Consider the following 16,688-nt stretch of genomic DNA (forward strand, 5'->3'; position numbering starts at 1 on the left):
ATGGGGCCGCTTTGCAGTCCGGCGGGAGCAAGCTCCCTCGCCACAAAGTGTGCCAATCCAAACCAATCGTCAGTTTCTAATTCCCGCTTTTAAACCTTTTGCTTTTTATGTGTTCTAGTTATCACTCGGCGGTTTGCGAAGTGGGATATGCGCCACTAAACTGCCATCACTGATACCGAGCATACAATTATGCGTATAGACGGCATTTCTTCTCAGTCCTACCCCATCAAGCGCAAGCCTCGTAAAGGCCATGTGGTGGAAGACGAGTCCGTCGATATCGACGGTGAGCTGGAATTTCCGTCCGAAGAGCAACTGGCCGCCCGAGCCGCCAGAGCCTCCGCACAAAAACTGAGCAATCTCCCTGCCCGTCAGCAAGACATGATTTACCACCGTGCCATGAGCAAAAGTGTGGCGATGGCTTTGGCCAGCTACTTGAGCACCGCCGGTTTTGTCGATTGGGATGCCGAAGTACTGGGTCTCGACCTGTACATCTGATGATGCTGCCGTACTACCTCGGATGCCCGTCCTGGAGCGAAAACGCCTGGCGTGAGTATCTGTATCCGGCGGACGCCAAGCCCGCCGAGTTTCTGAGTCTGTATTCCCAAGTGTTCAACGCTGTGGAAGGCAACACGACCTTCTACGCCAGCCCGGCTGCCACCACCGTGCAGCGCTGGGCCGAAACCCTGCCCGAACACTTTCGCTTCACCGCCAAGTTCCCCGGCGACATCAGTCATGGCGGCGACCTGCGTGAACAACTGACCGCCGCCGAAACCTTCACGCAGTTGCTCAGCCCGCTCGGCGCGCGGGTAGCGCCGTTGTGGTTGCAGCTATCGAAGAGCTTTACACCGCAACGCTTGCCCGAGTTGGCGGGTTTTATCGATGCCCTTGAGCGACCACTGGCGGTGGAAGTGCGGCATGACGCCTTTTTCGCCAAGGGTGACAGCGAACGCGAGCTCAACCGCCTGTTGCTGGATCGCGGCGTCGAGCGCATTTGTCTCGATTCGCGCGCGCTGTTCAGTTGCACATCGACCGACCCTTCGGTGCTGCACGCCCAATCGAAAAAGCCGCGGGTCCCACCCCGTCCGGCGGCGTTCACGCAATGTCCCCAGGTGCGCTTCATCGGCCATCCGCAGTTGGAAGCCAACGATCCGTTTCTGCTGCCCTGGGTGGAGAAAATTGCCCTGTGGATCGAAGAGGGGCGCACGCCTTATATCTTCCTGCACACCGCCGACAACGTGTTGGCGGCGAAACTGGCGCAGCGGTTTCACGCCAGATTGATGTTGCGTCTACCTGGCTTGCCGCCGCTGCCTGAGCTATACAGAGAACCCGCTGCCGAGCAACTTGGCCTGCTCTGAAGCGGATTCGTTCGCCTTTTCAGGAGCCTGCCAATGGACGCACAAACCCTTCGAGCCCAAGCCTTCAAAGCCCTGCACGAGCGCAAAGGCGCTTTCGTGATTCCCAATCCGTGGGACGCCGGTTCAGCAAAAATGCTCGCCAGCCTGGGCTTCGAGGCGTTGGCGACCACCAGTGCCGGTTATGCGTTTTCCAGGGCGCGTCCCGATGGCGGGTTGACCCTCGACGAAACCCTGTTGAACGTTCAGGCGATTGTCGCGGCCAGTGATTTGCCAGTCGCAGTCGATCTGGAAAACGGCTTTGCCGACAATCCGGCCGAATGCGCGACGAGTATTTTGCGGGCGGCGCAAGTGGGGGCGGTCGGTGGCTCGATCGAAGACGCCACCGGGCGTGAAGAGGGCCCGATCTACTGCTTCGAACATGCCGTGGCACGCATCGAAGCCGCCGTTGCCGCCGCCCGTAGCTTGCCGTTTCCGTTCACGCTGACCGCGCGGGCCGAGAACTTTCTGCACGGCAATCCCGACCTGGCCGATACCATTCGCCGCTTGCAGGCGTTTGCCGAGGCCGGTGCCGACGTCCTGTATGCGCCGGGCCTGCGCAGCGCCGAAGACGTATTGGCGGTGGTCCGCGCCGTGGCGCCGAAACCGGTCAACGTATTGATGTCCGGCGGCCTGAAGTTATCGGTCGAGCAGTTGAGTGAGATGGGCGTTAAACGGATCAGTGTCGGTTCGGCGCTGGCATTGGCAGCCTATGGCGAGTTCTTCCGGGCCGCCCAGGAGATCCGCGATTCGGGGACGTTCGGCTTCACGTCGCGCTCCATGCCGTTCCAGCAGGCCAATTCATTGTTCAAGGACTGAACAGCGCAGGTGTCGCTGAGGGTCAGGCGGCCAGACGCAGGTTTTGCAGGATGATCGGCCGTGCCCAGCCGTTATCGAAGTCGAGTTGCTTCTGTTGCTCGATCAGTTCTTCGGGGGAGAAGGGCGGGAAAGGCTTGTCCAGCAGGTCGAGATCAAACTCGGCGATCGGCAGGTGCAGGGGACGCGGTTGCGGCGCGGGACCGGCAGCTGGCACAGGTTGACCGGCGGTCAACACGATCGGACGAACCCAGCCACTTTCGAAGTCCTGCTGTTTCTGCTGGGCGGCGATTTCTTCCGGCGGGAACGGTGGGAACGGCTTGTCGGCCAGGTCCATTTCAAACTCGGCGATCGGCAGGAACAGCGGCTCGGGCGGGCGTACCACGTTGTCTTTCACGTCGCACTCGCGCTGGGAAACGATGTGCGCCAGCAGGTCGCTGCCAACGGTGGGCTCAACCGGGCTTTCGAGATCGACCGGTGGAAAGTTGAGAGATTGCGGCAGCACATCACCCGACTGATCGGACAGCGCACGGGCAAAGAAATCCTGCCAGATGTGACTGACACCGCTCAGTGCCTGGGTATTTCGCAGGTTGTAATTGCCGTAGGGCGAGATAAAACCTGTGATTGTGGGTTGAATGTCTGACATTTCTCTCGGTCGACGCTCAGCTCTGGCAAAATGCTCGATAGTTTTGTTATCGGCAGTTTTTGCCGATCATTAATTTTTTGAGCGTGTTTTCCGATGATTGATCAACCCGCGGCCTGCCGCATTCATGTCGAGGCCCTGGACGCGGCGTTCGAGCCGCAAGCCGAGCAGTGGGCCGAGCGCCTGGGCCTGCCATTGCAGGTGGCCGACGGCGAGTTTGTCTTGCAGGTGGGCGAGCAGGGTTTGCAGCTGCAACAACTGGGACCGGATGCGCCGGGGCCGGTGCGAGTTGATTTCGTCGAGGGTGGCGCGGCTCACCGTCGGTTATACGGGGGTGGCAGCGGGCAGATGATCGCCAAGGCCGTTGGCATCGCTCAGGGCGTGCGTCCACGTGTACTGGATGCCACGGCAGGGCTGGGCAAGGATGCATTCGTGCTGGCCAGCCTGGGTTGCGAGATGAGCCTGATCGAGCGTCAGCCGCTGATCGGCGCCTTGCTCGAAGATGGTCTGGCCCGCGGCGCGGAAGATTTCGACGTGGCGCCGATCGTGGCGCGCATGCGTTTGCTCAAGGGCAACTCCATCGATGTGATGCGCAACTGGGAAGGCGAGCCACCGCAGGTGATCTACCTCGACCCGATGTTCCCGCACCGTGAGAAAACCGCATTGGTGAAAAAGGAAATGCGCCTGTTCCGGCCGCTGGTGGGCGATGACCCGGACGCGCCGGCACTGCTTGAAGCGGCGTTGGCGCTGGCCAGCCATCGGGTGGTGGTCAAGCGACCGCGCAAGGCGCCGTGCATTGAAGGGCCCAAGCCCAGTCATGCGCTGGATGGCAAATCCAGTCGGTATGACATCTATCCGAAGAAGGCGCTCAAGCCTTAATACTGGGTTGCCCCCATCGCGAGCAGGCTCGCTCCCACAGGTTCTCCTCTGACCCTGTGGGAGCGAGCCTGCTCGCGATGGCGTCTACCAGAACACTACAAATCTCTCACACGGGATCAGGCCGATAAGCCCGCATAAACAACCCCACCACTTCCCGCACATGGCTCTCCGCCGCCTCGCCCACCGGCGGTTCACCGCAGCCATATAGCAAACGAAAATTCCCCGCCCCCTTGAGCAGGCAGAAGAAGTGCTCGGCCGCATTGTGCGGTTTGTCGATGCTCAACACGCCACTGTCGTCTATTCGGGTCAACAGACGCTCCATGCCCTGCAACATGCGCTGTGGCCCGGCCTCGAAGAAAATCTGCGAGAGCTTCGGGTCCTGACTGCCCAGGGTCATCATCAACCGGTGCAGGTTCACCGACTCGTCGCTGTTGATCAGCTGATGAAACCCGCGCGCGATATTCAGCAGCACCGTTTCCACCGCCACGCCTTGCGGCAGTTCGAAGAACAGCGGCGGCAATTGCTCCTCGCACTTGGCCATCACGGCGGCGGAGAACAGCGTCTCCTTGTCGTTGAAGTGGCTATAGACCGTCAGCTTCGACACACCGGCCTCGGCTGCGACGGCGTCCATGCTGGTGCTGGCGTAACCCTTGCTCAAAAACAGCGTTTTCGCCGCATCGAGGATCGCCTGGCGCTTGGCCAGATCCTTGGGGCGGCCTGGGCCGCTGGGTGCTGAAAGATTGTTCGGCATATTCGCTTTTATTACTGGACTGGTCAGTTTGCTATTAATAACATACTGGCCAGTATAAATATTCCAAGCACTATTAGCGAAAGGTCCTTCACCATGTTCCGCTATGCCTTGCCCCTCGCGTTGCCAGTCAGTCTGGCGTTTTTATTGTCTGCGTGCGGTCACGAAGAGGCGCCCCAAATCAGCATTCGTCCGGCCATGGTGGTTCAGCCAGAGCCTTCGGCGCAGGCGATGGAAAGCTATCCCGGTGAAGTTCGTGCCCGCTATGAGCCCGACCTGGCGTTCCGGATTGGCGGTAAAGTCAGCCGACGACTGGTCGAAGAGGGGCAGCGGGTCAAGGCCGATCAACCGCTGGCAGAGCTCGATCCCCAGGACGTTCGCCTGCAACTGGAGGCCACCCGTGCCCAAGTCGCCGCCGCCGAAGCCAACCTCAACCTGGTACGTTCCGAACGCGATCGTTACAAGACCCTGATGGACCGTCAGCTGGTCAGTCGTTCGCAGTACGACAACGCCGAAAACCTCTATCGATCCGGTGAGGCACGCCTCAAGCAGATCAAAGCCGAGTTCAACGTCTCGACCAACCAGGCCAGCTATGCCGTGCTGCGTGCGCCGCAGGACGGGGTGGTGGCCAAGCGTGCCGTAGAAGTCGGGCAGGTAGTGGCGGCCGGGCAAACCGTGTTTACCCTGGCCACCGATGGCGAGCGTGAAGTGTTGATCAGCCTGCCGGAACAGAGCTTCGGCCGCTTCAAGGTCGGGCAGCCAGTTTCGGTGGAGCTGTGGACGCAACCCGATCAACGCTTCGCCGGGCATATCCGCGAACTGTCGCCGGCCGCCGATCCAAAATCCCGCACCTTTGCCGCTCGCATCGCCTTCACCGGCGGCAAGGTCCCTGCCGAGCTGGGCCAGAGCGCCCGAGTGTTTGTGCAGACCGCTGAGGTGATCCCGCTGTCCGTGCCGCTTTCGGCGTTGACCGCGGAAAATGGCGTGACCTACGTCTGGGTGGTCAGCGCCAACAATACGTTGAAGAAGACCCCTGTGCGGGTCGGTGCCTTCGGTGAGAAGACCGTCCCGGTGCTCGAAGGTCTCAATGCCAGCGACTGGGTCGTGGCCGCTGGCGTCCATGTGCTTCTCGACGGGCAGCATGTGCGCCCGGTGGATCGCTCCAACCGCGTGGTCAATCTGGCGGACAAGGAGTAATCCCCGATGGGCTTCAATCTTTCCGAATGGGCGCTGCGTAACCGCCAGATCGTACTGTTCCTGATGCTGTTGCTGGCAATCGTTGGTGCACTGTCCTACACCAAGCTCGGTCAAAGCGAAGACCCGCCGTTTACCTTCAAGGCCATGGTGATCCGCACCAACTGGCCGGGGGCGACGGCGCAGGAAGTCTCGCGTCAGGTGACCGAGCGCATCGAAAAGAAACTGATGGAAACCGGCGAGTACGAGCGCATCGTGTCGTTCTCCCGTCCGGGTGAATCCCAGGTGACGTTCATCGCGCGCGACTCCATGCACTCGGTGGAAATCCCGGACCTCTGGTATCAGGTACGCAAGAAGGTCAGCGACATCCGCCATACCCTGCCACCGGGCATCCAGGGGCCATTTTTCAACGATGAGTTCGGTACTACCTTCGGCAATATCTACGCCTTGACCGGCGAAGGATTCGACTACGCCGTGCTCAAGGACTACGCCGACCGCATTCAAATCCAGCTGCAGCGGGTCAAGGATGTGGGCAAGGTTGACCTGCTCGGGTTGCAGGATGAAAAAATCTGGATCGAGCTTTCCAACGTCAAGCTTGCCACCCTTGGCTTGCCGTTGGCGGCGGTGCAACAGGCGCTTGAAGAACAGAACGCGGTGTCCACCGCCGGCTTCTTTGAAACCAGCAGCGAGCGATTGCAGCTACGGGTATCGGGGAATTTTCAGACAGTCGATGAGATAAAGAACTTTCCGATACGGGTCGGGGATCGCACCTTCCGCATCTCCGATGTGGCTGACGTACGCCGCGGTTTCAACGATCCTCCCGCACCGCGCATGCGCTTCATGGCTGAAGATGCGATTGGTCTGGCCGTGGCCATGAAAGATGGTGGCGACATCCTGGTGCTGGGCAAAGCCCTGGAAGTCGAGTTCGCCCGCATCCAGAAAAACCTTCCGGCCGGCATGCAGTTGCGCAAGGTGTCGGACCAGCCCGCCGCGGTGAAAACCGGCGTCGGTGAGTTCGTTCAGGTGCTGGTGGAAGCCTTGGTGATTGTGCTGCTGGTGAGTTTTTTCTCTCTCGGCGTGCGCACGGGCATGGTGGTCGCCCTGGCGATTCCGCTGGTGTTGGCAATGACCTTCGCCTGCATGTATTACCTGGGGATCGGCCTGCACAAGATTTCCCTCGGCGCGCTGGTGCTGGCGTTGGGTTTGCTGGTGGACGACGCGATCATCGCCGTGGAAATGATGGCGATCAAAATGGAGCAAGGCTTCGATCGCATAAAAGCCGCCAGCTACGCCTGGACCAGCACCGCCTTCCCCATGCTGACCGGCACGCTGATCACCGCCGCCGGCTTCCTGCCGATTGCCACCGCGCAATCGGGTACGGGCGAATACACCCGCTCGATCTTCCAGGTGGTGACGATCGCGCTGCTCGCCTCCTGGGTGGCCGCTGTGGTTTTCGTACCGTATCTGGGGGAAAAACTCCTGCCGGACCTGGCGAAAATTCACGCAGCCAAACACGGCACGGGCCAGCCCGACCCTTATGGAACGCCGTTCTATCAGCGCGTCAGACGTCTGGTGGAGTGGTGTGTGCGCTGGCGTAAAACCGTTATCGCCTTGACCGTGGTGTTGTTCATTGCCTCCATCGTGCTGTTCCGCTTTGTGCCGCAGCAGTTCTTTCCGGCCTCCGGGCGACTGGAGTTGATGGTCGACCTGAAACTGGCCGAAGGCGCTTCCCTGAGCAATACCACCGAGGAGGTCAAACGCCTCGAAGCGCTGCTTAAGGACAAAGCCGGAATCGATAACTACGTGGCTTACGTCGGCACCGGCTCGCCGCGTTTTTACCTGCCACTGGACCAGCAACTTCCCGCAGCGAGCTTCGCCCAGTTTGTCGTCCTGGCCAAGACCATCGAGGAGCGTGAAGCGCTGCGCACCTGGCTGATCGACACCCTCAATGAACAATTCCCGGCCCTGCGCTCGCGGGTTACGCGCCTGGAAAACGGCCCGCCAGTTGGTTATCCGGTGCAGTTCCGCGTGACCGGTGAACACATTGAGGAAGTCCGCGCACTGGCTCGCAAAGTCGCGGCCAAGGTTCGCGAAAATCCGCACGTGGTCAATGTCCACCTGGACTGGGAAGAACCGAGCAAAGTCGTGTATCTGAACGTCGATCAGGACCGCGCTCGTGCATTGGGCGTGAGCACGGCGAACCTGTCGAAGTTCCTGCAAAGTTCACTGACCGGCTCCAGTGTCAGCCAGTACCGCGAAGACAACGAGTTGATCGAGATCCTGCTGCGCGGCACCTTGCATGAACGCAGCGAACTGTCGTTGCTGCCAAGCCTGGCGGTGCCGACCGATAACGGTCGTAGCGTGGCCCTGTCGCAGATCGCAACACTGGAATACGGCTTTGAGGAAGGCGTGATCTGGCACCGTAACCGTTTGCCCAACGTGACGGTTCGCGCCGACATTTATGGCAAGGAGCAACCGGCGACCCTGGTGCAGCAGATCTTGCCGACCCTCGATCCGATTCGCGCGGAACTGCCTGACGGCTATTTGCTGGATGTCGGCGGTACGGTGGAGGACTCGGCACGCGGGCAGAACTCGGTCAAGGCTGGCGTACCGCTGTTCATCGTGGTCGTGCTGACGTTGCTGATGCTGCAACTGCGCAGTTTTTCTCGCACGGCGATGGTGTTTCTGACAGCGCCCTTGGGGCTGATCGGGGTGACCCTGTTCCTGATGGTGTTCCGGCAGCCGTTCGGGTTTGTCGCGATGCTCGGGACGATCGCATTGTCAGGGATGATCATGCGTAACTCGGTGATTCTGGTGGATCAGATCGAGCAGGACATCGCGGCCGGGCTCAAGCCATGGCAGGCGATTATCGAGGCGACGGTGCGGCGGTTCCGACCGATTGTGCTGACCGCACTGGCGGCGGTGCTGGCGATGATTCCGCTGTCACGCAGCGTGTTTTTCGGGCCAATGGCGGTGGCGATCATGGGCGGGTTGATCGTGGCGACGGCGCTGACTTTGCTGTTTTTGCCAGCGTTGTATGCGGCTTGGTTCCGGGTCAGGAAAGAGTCGGTCTGATCTTTGGGCGTGGCGGCCTTCGGGCCGACCAGGCTTTGGGGTGGTTGGGTACATATCCGTTGCTGTGGTGATGGCGGCTGGCGGTTTCGCCCTTACGGCGAGGCACTTTTTTCAAACGCCGGAGTGCCGGCCCAGCAAAAAGTACCCAAAAAGGCTCGCCCCGAGCGTCCGGCCCCTCGCTGGGGCTCGGCGTTCCTTCGCTGCGGTATTCATCCAGGGACACTGCCCTCCGGTCTGCTTCGCGACGACCTACATGCAGCGTGTTCGACTGCGTCGAACGGCGCTGCGCGCCATTCCCCGGATGAACACCTCCACTCAGCCTCCCGAAGGGGCGGGTAGATCAAGAGCTGCAGGCGAGCTAACGCTCGCTGATGAGTGGTGATGAGCGGGTGGGTGTACGCCGACTTGCTTTTCTGTGGGCGCTGGCTTGTCGGGGCGCCGCATCGCAGCGATGGCGGCCTGACAGCCGACCAATTTCCCTCGGATGTTCCTGCTCCCACAGGATTTGTGTTTCGGCTTAGAGCGTACCAAACACCTTCTTCGCCAGGCTGGTCGCGGCAGCTGCGGGGTTCTGGCGGATGGTTTCTTCCTGTTTGCCGATCATCTCGAACAGGCCGTTCAGTGCCTGTTCGGTGACGTAGCTTTCGATGTTGGCGTTCTTGGTGTCGATCACGCCCATGGTCGCGGCCTGGCCGGCGAATGAGTTGTACTGTTGGGCCAGACCGACATGGTCGGTGGCTTGCTTGACGATAGGCAGGAACTTGGCGCGGATCTGTTCGCGACTGGTTTTGTTCAGGTACTGGGTGGCCGAGTCGTTGCCGCCACTGAGAATGCCCTTGGCGTCTTCCACGGTCATTTTCTTCACCGCATCCACGAGGATCGGCTGAGCCTGGACCACGGCGGTTTCCGCCGCTTTGTTCATGCTGACTTCCAGTTGATCAACCTGATCGCCCATGCCGAACTGTTTCATTTTGCTGGCAACCTTGCCCAGTTTGCCCGGCAGTTCGATTTTTACCTCCGGATTGTTGCTGAAACCACCCGGCGTACCGAGTTGTTTCACGGCCAGTTGTGCGCCTTGAGTCAGTGCATCCCTGAGGCCGCCGGTGGCGTCTTTTTGCGACAGGTCGCTGAGGGACAGTGCCATGGCGTTGGCGCAGATCATCAAGCCAGCGCACAGGCCAGCAAAGCGGAGGGTGGGGCGGAGCATGGCAGCTTCCTTGTTCAAAAATGAGAGTTAGCGGGCGGCGTCAACGCGGATTTTCATCGGTTGTGGATCGTTGCCATCAAGCTTCACAGCGTGATTTTCGGTGGTGATGAACAGTAACTTGCCATCGACCTCAATGCGCGCACTGACCGAATAGCGATGACCCGGTTTGACCTGCGCAGGATCGTAACTCAGATGAAAGGGAAGCGGCACCTGGCCCTTGATCTGGCCTTTCTGTTCGTCGAGAACCACCGCCGGCGCATCGGCCAGCGACACGTCTTGCAGGCTCACGTTCAAGACGGCGTCAGGGGGTAGGGCGATGCGTTGCAAGTAGAAGACTTCACCGTCCAGGCTGGTCTTGGCGGCAGGTTGTATCGATTGGCAAGCTCCAAGCAGAGCTGTCAGTCCCAGAAGCGAAAGTTTTTTCATCATTGGAATCCATGTCGTTGACGCCGAAGAAGCTCGGCGCCAACGATAATTTAAAGGAAATTGCCGGCGATATCGCCCGGCAAGGTATTGCAGACGCCTGACGGGGAGTCTGGCGTTAATGCTCAGGGTTTGAAGAATTGTTGCCGTAGGTTTGTGTTAAACCCTGTGGACCAGCACTTCAACAGGCTGCACGCCGTCGACGCCCAGCTCTACAGGGTGATGCTCAGTGCTGGCAAAGACCAGTTCGCCATCGGTTTTGATTTGTGCACTGATGGCATAGGTATGACGGGGCAGGACGTCTGCGGTGCTGTACTGAAGATTGAAGTTCAAGCCTGCGCTTTCTGCATGAGGGATGACTTGAGCGGCCAGTTGTTTGGCAGAGGCATCAGCCAGTGAAACGTCTTGCAGACTGACGTAAAGTGTCGAGTTCGGCAAAAGCGCAATCCTTTCCAGATAGTGAACGTTGCCGCTGATGCTCAGGGTGTTTTCGTTGCTCATGTTGATTTCCTTATCATTGACTCGTCGAAAGTGACGAACCGACAGCATATTCCCCCAGTACTCAATCCAATGTAGGGAAAGTCCTGCGCGCGACAGCTAAAGTGCGGTCATTTAGATGAGAAGCTTCCTTGCTTCTGCGATCTGGGTCAGCGCGGCGTTGCCAGCTCTGCTGCATCTTCACTGCGATGCAAGGCCACCTGACGGATCGACAAACGAATCTCCGCTGGCAACACTCGTTTGGCCGCACCTTCGGCCAGTTCGCCGAGCAATTCGTGATAGCCCAGCTTGCCGGCTGCATCGCGTTTGAGCACGTCGAGGTCGAGCAGTGTCTGGATGAAGTGGCGGAACAGGCTTTTGTCGAAGAATTCCGGAGCGTTCAGGCCATGGAGGATCGACAGGCGCTGGGCCATGACTGTGCACAGGTCTTCCAGTTCTTCGGCGCTGATGCTGTTCTGGCCGCTGTTGAGCAGCAGGGAAACGGTCATGTAGAAGCGCTGCAGGGTCTGGGCGATGCTTTTCGACAGCAGTGTCAGCAGCACGAAATGCCGTGAGCTCGGTGCCGGGCGCAGGTATACGCCGTTCTCGAAGCGCAGCAGGCCCTGCTCGACGAAGGCCTCGAGCCATTGATCGATCACTGCATCGAGTTCGTCCAGCGACCAGCGTATGAACAGCTCCGCTTGCAGGTACGGATACAGCGCGCGGGTGTAGCGCAGGATCTGTTCGCGGTTCATGCGCGAGGCGCTCTGGAAGAAACTCGCCAGCAGCGCCGGCAGGGCAAAGATGTGCAGCACGTTGTTGCGGTAGTAGGTCATCAGGACAGCGTTCTGCTCGTCCAGATACAGGATCTTGCCCAAGGCATCGCTCTGCTCCGAGAGCAGATCCATGTCCTTGACATGCTCGATCAAGGCCCGGCCGTCGCCATCCGGCAGGGTGGTGTGTGGCGAATATGGAACTTTGCGCAGCAAGGCCAGATACAGGTCGAGCACCCGCGCCATGGCGCGATCGTCCAGCGCCAGGCGGCTGGTGGACAGCAGTGCCAGAGCGACCAGGTTGACCGGGTTGATCGCGGCAGCTTCGTTCAGATGTTGCGCGACTTTCTCGCCGAGACGGTTGGTGGTTTCGTTGAGCCAGGCCGGTTTGAACTGCGGGCCAAGCTCCTGTTTACGCCAGCCCGGCTGTTCGCTATCGAGGAACTCCGCCAGTTTGATCGGCTCGCCAAAGTTCACCGCCACCTGGCCGAAGCGCTGCTTGAGCGCGCCGATGACTTTGAAAATGTCGAAGATCGATTCTTTCTTCTTGCTCGCGCCGCGCAATTCGCCGAGGTAGGTCCGGCCCTCCAGTACGCGTTCGTAGCCGATGTAAACCGGTATGAACACGATGGGCATGCGCGACGAACGCAGGAAGCTGCGCAAGGTGATCGCGAGCATCCCGGTTTTCGGTTGCAGCATGCGCCCGGTGCGTGAACGCCCGCCTTCGACGAAGTACTCCACCGGGAACCCCTTGGTGAACAGGGTGTGCAGGTATTCGTTGAACACCGAGGTGTACAGCGGGTTGCCCTTGAAGGTACGGCGCATGAAAAACGCACCGCCACGCCGCAGCAGGCCGCCGATGATCGGCATGTTGAGGTTGATCCCGGCGGCAATGTGCGGCGGGGTCAGGCCGTTGCGAAACAGCAGATAGGAGAGCAGCAGGTAGTCGATGTGGCTGCGGTGGCACGGCACATAGATCACTTCGTGACCCTGGGCGACTTTCTGCACACCTTCGATGTGATTGACCTTGATGCCGTCGTAGATCTTGTTCCAGAACCAGCTCAGTACCACTTCCAGGAAGCGGATCGCTGTGTAGGTGTAGTCCGAGGCGATCTCGTTGCCATAGCGCAGGGCCTGGGCCTTGGCTTTTTCCAGGGAGATGTTTTCGCGCTCGGCCTCTTCGATGATCGCCTGTTTGACCAGTGGCTGGTTGAGCAAGCCCTTGACCAGATTGCGGCGGTGGGAAATGTCCGGGCCGATCACGGCGGCTTTCAAGTTGCGAAAGTGCACCCGCAGGATGCGCTGGGCCATGCGTACGGTGCGCTCGTGGCCCTTGTTGTGGTCGATCAGTTCGCGCAGGTGGATCGGCGCGGAGAACTGCACGCGGGTCTTGCGCCCCAGCACGATGATGCTGAGCAAGCGACGCAGGCGCCCGGTGACGGCCCAGCTGTCGGCGAACAGGAGTTTCCAGGGACTGGATTCGCTGTCTGGCGACTGGCCCCAGAACACGCTGACCGGAATGATCTGTGCGTCTTCGGCCGCGTTCTGGCTCAAGGCGCTGACCAGGCGGGTCAAGGTGGGCGGCGCGCCGCGCTTGTCCTGGCGGCCGAGCCAGTCCGGGTCCGGCGTCAGGTAGAAGAACGCGGCCGGTTCCAGCAGATTGCCCACCGAGACCGGCAGCACCGGGCGCGGCAGACCGGCTTTGGTGCATTCGGTGTCGACCACGGCGAGGTCGGTCAGCGAAGGGTTTTGCAGGACGTAGAACACCGGGCGACTGCGGTCGAGGTCAAGGGTGAACGACGACTGGTTGATCGTCTCCGAGCGAACCCAGAGGTACAAAAGTCGGCGCAGGGTGCCAAACACAAGACGGCGGAGCGGGGAACGGGTCATACGGCTTCTGCGTGAGTGAATAAAACCAAGCAAATGCTCGGGCGGTCGATAGTGTGCCGGATTCGCTGAAAATCGGCAAAAAAGCGGCTAAGTAAAGTGAGTTGAGAGTTTTTACGGCTGTCATATACTCGGCGAGCCCGCGCTGGCCAGACAGTGGCACGACCAGTGCAAGCAATTTTCCCGAGGCTTTCCTGCGAAAAGCCCGATCAATAATAAAAAAGGAGTATGAACAGATGGCAACACGTGAAACCGGCAACGTGAAGTGGTTCAACGACGCCAAGGGCTACGGTTTTATCCAGCGCGCGGACGGGGTGGACGTGTTCGTGCACTACCGGGCCATTCGTGGTGAGGGGCATCGCTCGCTGACCGAAGGCCAGCAGGTTGAATATGCGGTGGTGGAAGGGCAGAAGGGTTTGCAGGCTGAGGATGTGGTGGGGTTGTAAGCACATTCATCGGACCAGAAAAACACTGTGGGAGCGAGCCTGCTCGCGAAGATCTCAAGGAAGCCGCGCTTTCCGGAATTGGCGCGTTATCGTTGACGACCATCGCGAGCAAGCTCGCTCCTACAGGTGCGGTGTTCAGGCTTTAAGCGGTCTTCCAGGTGATTTCTTCTTCACCGTCGGCACTGATGCGAATCCAGCGATCGGCCGTCTCCTCACCTTCCTCCTCGACCCAGCTCCCCGGTGCGCAACGCACTTCGACATTCAGCGCGGCAAAGGCGGCGCGTGCACAAGCGATGTCGTCTTCCCACGGCGTCTGGTCGCTTTCCAGGTACAGGCTGTTCCATTTTCCTACGGCTTTTGGCAACCAGGTCACCGGCACGTTACCGGCCTTGCACTTGTAGGTCTGGCCTTTCTGAACCCAGTCGGTGCACGGGCCCAGGGCGGTGCCGAGCCAGGCGGAGATGGCCTTGTGGTCGACGTCGGCGTCTTTCAGGTAAATCTCGATATCGGGTTGGCGCATGGATGTCCTCACTGCGGTCTGAAAAATCCATTCGCGGATTTAGCCGGCCTTGGGGGATCGCCCAAGGCCAAAATTGAAAGTTATTGAAGAACGAAATAATCGTAGCGCATCGACACGTTGACCTCGAACGGCTCGGCCTGCTCAATGACTGCGGCGCGGCGCTCGGCACTGGCGCGCCAACCATGGGGCGTCATGGCCAGCAGGTTGGCACGATCCTGACCGCTGGTGAGCGTCAGTCGGAATTCCAGGGTTTCACTGTGCGCCAGCGCCATGCCTTCCGGCACCAGGTCCAGATGCTTGTCGTCAACGTATTCGCGGACTTCGTCATACAGCCGTTCGCGCAATTCCATCAGGTGGCCGCTGGTCGGTCCGACTTTCATCAGTCCACCGCCAGGGCTGAGCAGGCGTTTGGCTTCCTGCCAGTCCAGCGGGCTGAAGACGCTGGCCAGGAACTGGCAACTGCCAGAGGCCAGGGGAACGCGGGCCATGCTGGCGATCAACCAGGTCAGTTGCGGATTGCGTTTGCAGGCGCGTTTGACCGCTTCCCGGGAAATGTCCAGCGCGTAACCGTCGGCGTCCGGCAAGGCATCGGCGATCTGCGCGGTGTAGTAACCCTCGCCACAACCGATGTCCAGCCAGCGCTGCGGCGCATACCCGGCCGCCAGCTCCGCCAGGCGCTTGGCCACCGGCGCATAGTGCCCAGCGTTCAGAAAGTCGCGGCGTGCTTCGACCATCGCCTGGTTGTCCCCGGGATCGCGGCTGTTCTTGTGCTGCACCGGCAGCAGGTTCAGGTAACCCTGGCGTGCTCGGTCGAAATGATGCCCGGCGGGGCAGGCCACGCCGTTGTCCACCGCGTTGAGCGGTTCGCTGCAAATCGGGCAGGCCAGCATCAGGCGAGCAACTTGATCAGGGTCTGGTAATAGATTTCGGTCAGCACGTCGAGATCAGCCGCCAGAACCCGTTCGTTGACCTGGTGGATGGTCGCGTTGACCGGCCCCAGCTCAACCACTTGCGTGCCCAGGGTGGCGATGAAGCGCCCGTCGGAGGTGCCGCCGCTGGTGGACGCCTTGGTCTCGCGACCGGTGATGTCCTTGATGCTGGACGAGACTGCGTCGAGCAGCGCGCCCGGCTCGGTGAGGAATGGCAGGCCGGACAGTGCCCAGTCGATGTGCCAGTCCAGACCGTGTTTGTCGAGGATGTCGGCCACGCGTTTTTGCAGGCCTTCGACGGTCGACTCGGTAGAGAAGCGGAAGTTGAACACCGCTACCAGGTCGCCAGGGATGACGTTGGTCGCACCGGTGCCGGAGTTGACGTTGGAAATCTGGAAACTGGTCGGCGGGAAGAAGTCGTTGCCGTGATCCCAGTGCTCGGCGGCCAGTTCGGCCAGGGCCGGGGCAGCGAGGTGGATCGGGTTCTTCGCCAGATGCGGATAGGCGACATGGCCCTGTAGGCCGCGGACGGTCAGCTTGGCGCCAAGGGAGCCGCGACGGCCGTTCTTGACCACGTCACCGACCAGGGTGGTGCTCGACGGCTCGCCGACGATGCACCAGTCCAGACGCTCCTTGCGCGCGGCCAGGCGCTCGACCACGGCTTTGGTGCCATGGTGCGCCGGGCCTTCTTCGTCACTGGTGATCAGGAACGCGACCTTGCCCTTGTGATCCGGGTAGTCGGCGACGAAACGTTCGGCGGCCACGGTCATGGCGGCGAGGCTGCCTTTCATGTCCGCCGCGCCACGGCCGCAGAGCATGCCGTGTTCGTCGATCACCGCGTTGAACGGGTCGATCTGCCAGGCGGTCACAGGGCCGGTCGGTACGACGTCGGTGTGACCGGCAAAGCACAGTACGGGACCGTCGTGATTACCGTGGGTAGCCCAGAAGTTATCCACATCCTCGATGCGCATCGGCTCGAGCGCAAAACCGGCATCGCCCAGGCGCTGCATCATCTGCTTCTGGCAATCGGCGTCGACCGGCGTCACGGATGGACGACGGATCAGGTCGATGGCGAGTTGAAGGGTCGGCGAAAGGTCGGCGTGGGCCGTCATGTGAAAACTCCGGAAAACTTGAATATGGGCAAGGGCCAATGTGGGAGCGAGCCTGCTCGCGATGGCGGCGTGTCAGTCAACATAATCTGTGATTGTTACATCGTCATCGCGAGCAGGCTCCCTCCCACAGGGATTCGTATTGCGCCAAGCCCTGCAAAATGGCGGTTA

The 16,688-nt window shown here is 60.4% G+C and carries 16 protein-coding genes; 7 read left to right on the forward strand and 9 right to left on the reverse strand.

Annotated features, from left to right (window positions below; translation table 11 throughout):
- The first annotated feature begins 189 nt into the window (after positions 1 to 189).
- The 3 genes from F7R06_RS23005 to F7R06_RS23015 are packed head-to-tail and all read left to right on the forward strand — an operon-like array spanning position 190 to position 2,210.
- Complete coding sequence (locus F7R06_RS23005) at positions 190 to 495, forward strand: hypothetical protein (protein WP_090316864.1); 306 nt, start codon at positions 190 to 192, stop codon at positions 493 to 495.
- On the forward strand, positions 495 to 1,355 hold the full coding sequence (locus tag F7R06_RS23010) for a DUF72 domain-containing protein (protein WP_090316867.1): 861 nt from the start codon (positions 495 to 497) through the stop codon (positions 1,353 to 1,355). The genes F7R06_RS23005 and F7R06_RS23010 overlap by 1 nt, the downstream gene beginning before the upstream one ends.
- 33 nt (positions 1,356 to 1,388) lie before the next feature.
- Entirely contained in the window at positions 1,389 to 2,210 is an 822-nt protein-coding gene (locus F7R06_RS23015) for an isocitrate lyase/PEP mutase family protein (RefSeq protein WP_090316869.1), read from the forward strand.
- Between the two features lie 22 nt (positions 2,211 to 2,232).
- Here the strand turns inward: F7R06_RS23015 and F7R06_RS23020 are convergent, their stop codons facing one another.
- Complete coding sequence (locus tag F7R06_RS23020; protein ID WP_090316873.1) at positions 2,233 to 2,853, reverse strand: energy transducer TonB; 621 nt, start codon at positions 2,851 to 2,853, stop codon at positions 2,233 to 2,235.
- A gap of 93 nt (positions 2,854 to 2,946) precedes the next feature.
- On the opposite strand from F7R06_RS23020, the gene F7R06_RS23025 reads away from it, so the two are divergent.
- Entirely contained in the window at positions 2,947 to 3,729 is a 783-nt protein-coding gene (locus tag F7R06_RS23025) for a class I SAM-dependent methyltransferase (RefSeq protein WP_090316876.1), read from the forward strand.
- A gap of 106 nt (positions 3,730 to 3,835) precedes the next feature.
- On the opposite strand, the gene F7R06_RS23030 is transcribed toward F7R06_RS23025, so the two are convergent.
- Positions 3,836 to 4,480, reverse strand: coding sequence for a TetR/AcrR family transcriptional regulator (locus tag F7R06_RS23030; protein ID WP_090316879.1), 645 nt, complete (start codon positions 4,478 to 4,480; stop codon positions 3,836 to 3,838).
- 93 nt (positions 4,481 to 4,573) lie between these two features.
- Here F7R06_RS23030 and F7R06_RS23035 point away from each other — a divergent pair, with 93 nt between their 5' ends.
- Both F7R06_RS23035 and F7R06_RS23040 read left to right on the forward strand, forming a co-directional pair.
- Entirely contained in the window at positions 4,574 to 5,674 is a 1,101-nt protein-coding gene (locus F7R06_RS23035) for an efflux RND transporter periplasmic adaptor subunit (protein ID WP_090316882.1), read from the forward strand.
- Positions 5,675 to 5,680: 6 nt separating this feature from the next.
- Positions 5,681 to 8,746 (forward strand): efflux RND transporter permease subunit, encoded by a 3,066-nt coding sequence (locus F7R06_RS23040; RefSeq protein WP_090316885.1) that lies wholly within the window; start codon positions 5,681 to 5,683, stop codon positions 8,744 to 8,746.
- Between the two features lie 517 nt (positions 8,747 to 9,263).
- On the opposite strand, the gene F7R06_RS23045 is transcribed toward F7R06_RS23040, so the two are convergent.
- The 4 genes from F7R06_RS23045 to plsB all read right to left on the reverse strand — a co-directional run bounded on the left by F7R06_RS23045 (position 9,264) and on the right by plsB (position 13,516).
- Positions 9,264 to 9,953: a DUF4197 domain-containing protein gene (locus tag F7R06_RS23045; protein ID WP_090316888.1), complete on the reverse strand. Its 690-nt coding sequence runs from the start codon at positions 9,951 to 9,953 to the stop codon at positions 9,264 to 9,266.
- A 27-nt stretch (positions 9,954 to 9,980) separates the two neighbouring features.
- Positions 9,981 to 10,379, reverse strand: coding sequence for a YbaY family lipoprotein (locus F7R06_RS23050; protein ID WP_090316890.1), 399 nt, complete (start codon positions 10,377 to 10,379; stop codon positions 9,981 to 9,983).
- A 156-nt stretch (positions 10,380 to 10,535) separates the two neighbouring features.
- Positions 10,536 to 10,877 carry a YbaY family lipoprotein gene (locus F7R06_RS23055; RefSeq protein WP_090316893.1) on the reverse strand — a complete coding sequence of 114 codons (342 nt, stop codon included), beginning with the start codon at positions 10,875 to 10,877 and terminating at the stop codon, positions 10,536 to 10,538.
- A 146-nt stretch (positions 10,878 to 11,023) separates the two neighbouring features.
- Positions 11,024 to 13,516: a glycerol-3-phosphate 1-O-acyltransferase PlsB gene (plsB, locus tag F7R06_RS23060; RefSeq protein WP_090316895.1), complete on the reverse strand. Its 2,493-nt coding sequence runs from the start codon at positions 13,514 to 13,516 to the stop codon at positions 11,024 to 11,026.
- Between the two features lie 233 nt (positions 13,517 to 13,749).
- On the opposite strand from plsB, the gene F7R06_RS23065 reads away from it, so the two are divergent.
- The gene (locus F7R06_RS23065; protein WP_019647794.1) at positions 13,750 to 13,959 is read left to right on the forward strand and encodes a cold shock domain-containing protein; all 210 of its coding nucleotides are present in this window, start codon (positions 13,750 to 13,752) and stop codon (positions 13,957 to 13,959) included.
- A gap of 142 nt (positions 13,960 to 14,101) precedes the next feature.
- On the opposite strand, the gene F7R06_RS23070 is transcribed toward F7R06_RS23065, so the two are convergent.
- The 3 genes from F7R06_RS23070 to dapE form a co-directional block, all read right to left on the reverse strand.
- Positions 14,102 to 14,479, reverse strand: a complete 378-nt coding sequence (locus F7R06_RS23070) for a hypothetical protein (protein ID WP_090316897.1) — start codon at positions 14,477 to 14,479, stop codon at positions 14,102 to 14,104.
- An 80-nt stretch (positions 14,480 to 14,559) separates the two neighbouring features.
- Entirely contained in the window at positions 14,560 to 15,369 is an 810-nt protein-coding gene (locus tag F7R06_RS23075) for a putative RNA methyltransferase (RefSeq protein WP_090316899.1), read from the reverse strand.
- A complete protein-coding gene (gene dapE, locus F7R06_RS23080) occupies positions 15,369 to 16,520 on the reverse strand; it encodes a succinyl-diaminopimelate desuccinylase (RefSeq protein ID WP_090316901.1) in 1,152 nt (383 codons plus the stop codon). Before dapE ends, F7R06_RS23075 begins: the two co-directional genes overlap by 1 nt.
- Positions 16,521 to 16,688: the final 168 nt, after the last annotated feature.

Origin of the sequence: Pseudomonas moorei, assembly GCF_008801475.1 — a bacterium.
In the GTDB taxonomy this organism is placed as follows: domain Bacteria; phylum Pseudomonadota; class Gammaproteobacteria; order Pseudomonadales; family Pseudomonadaceae; genus Aquipseudomonas; species Aquipseudomonas moorei.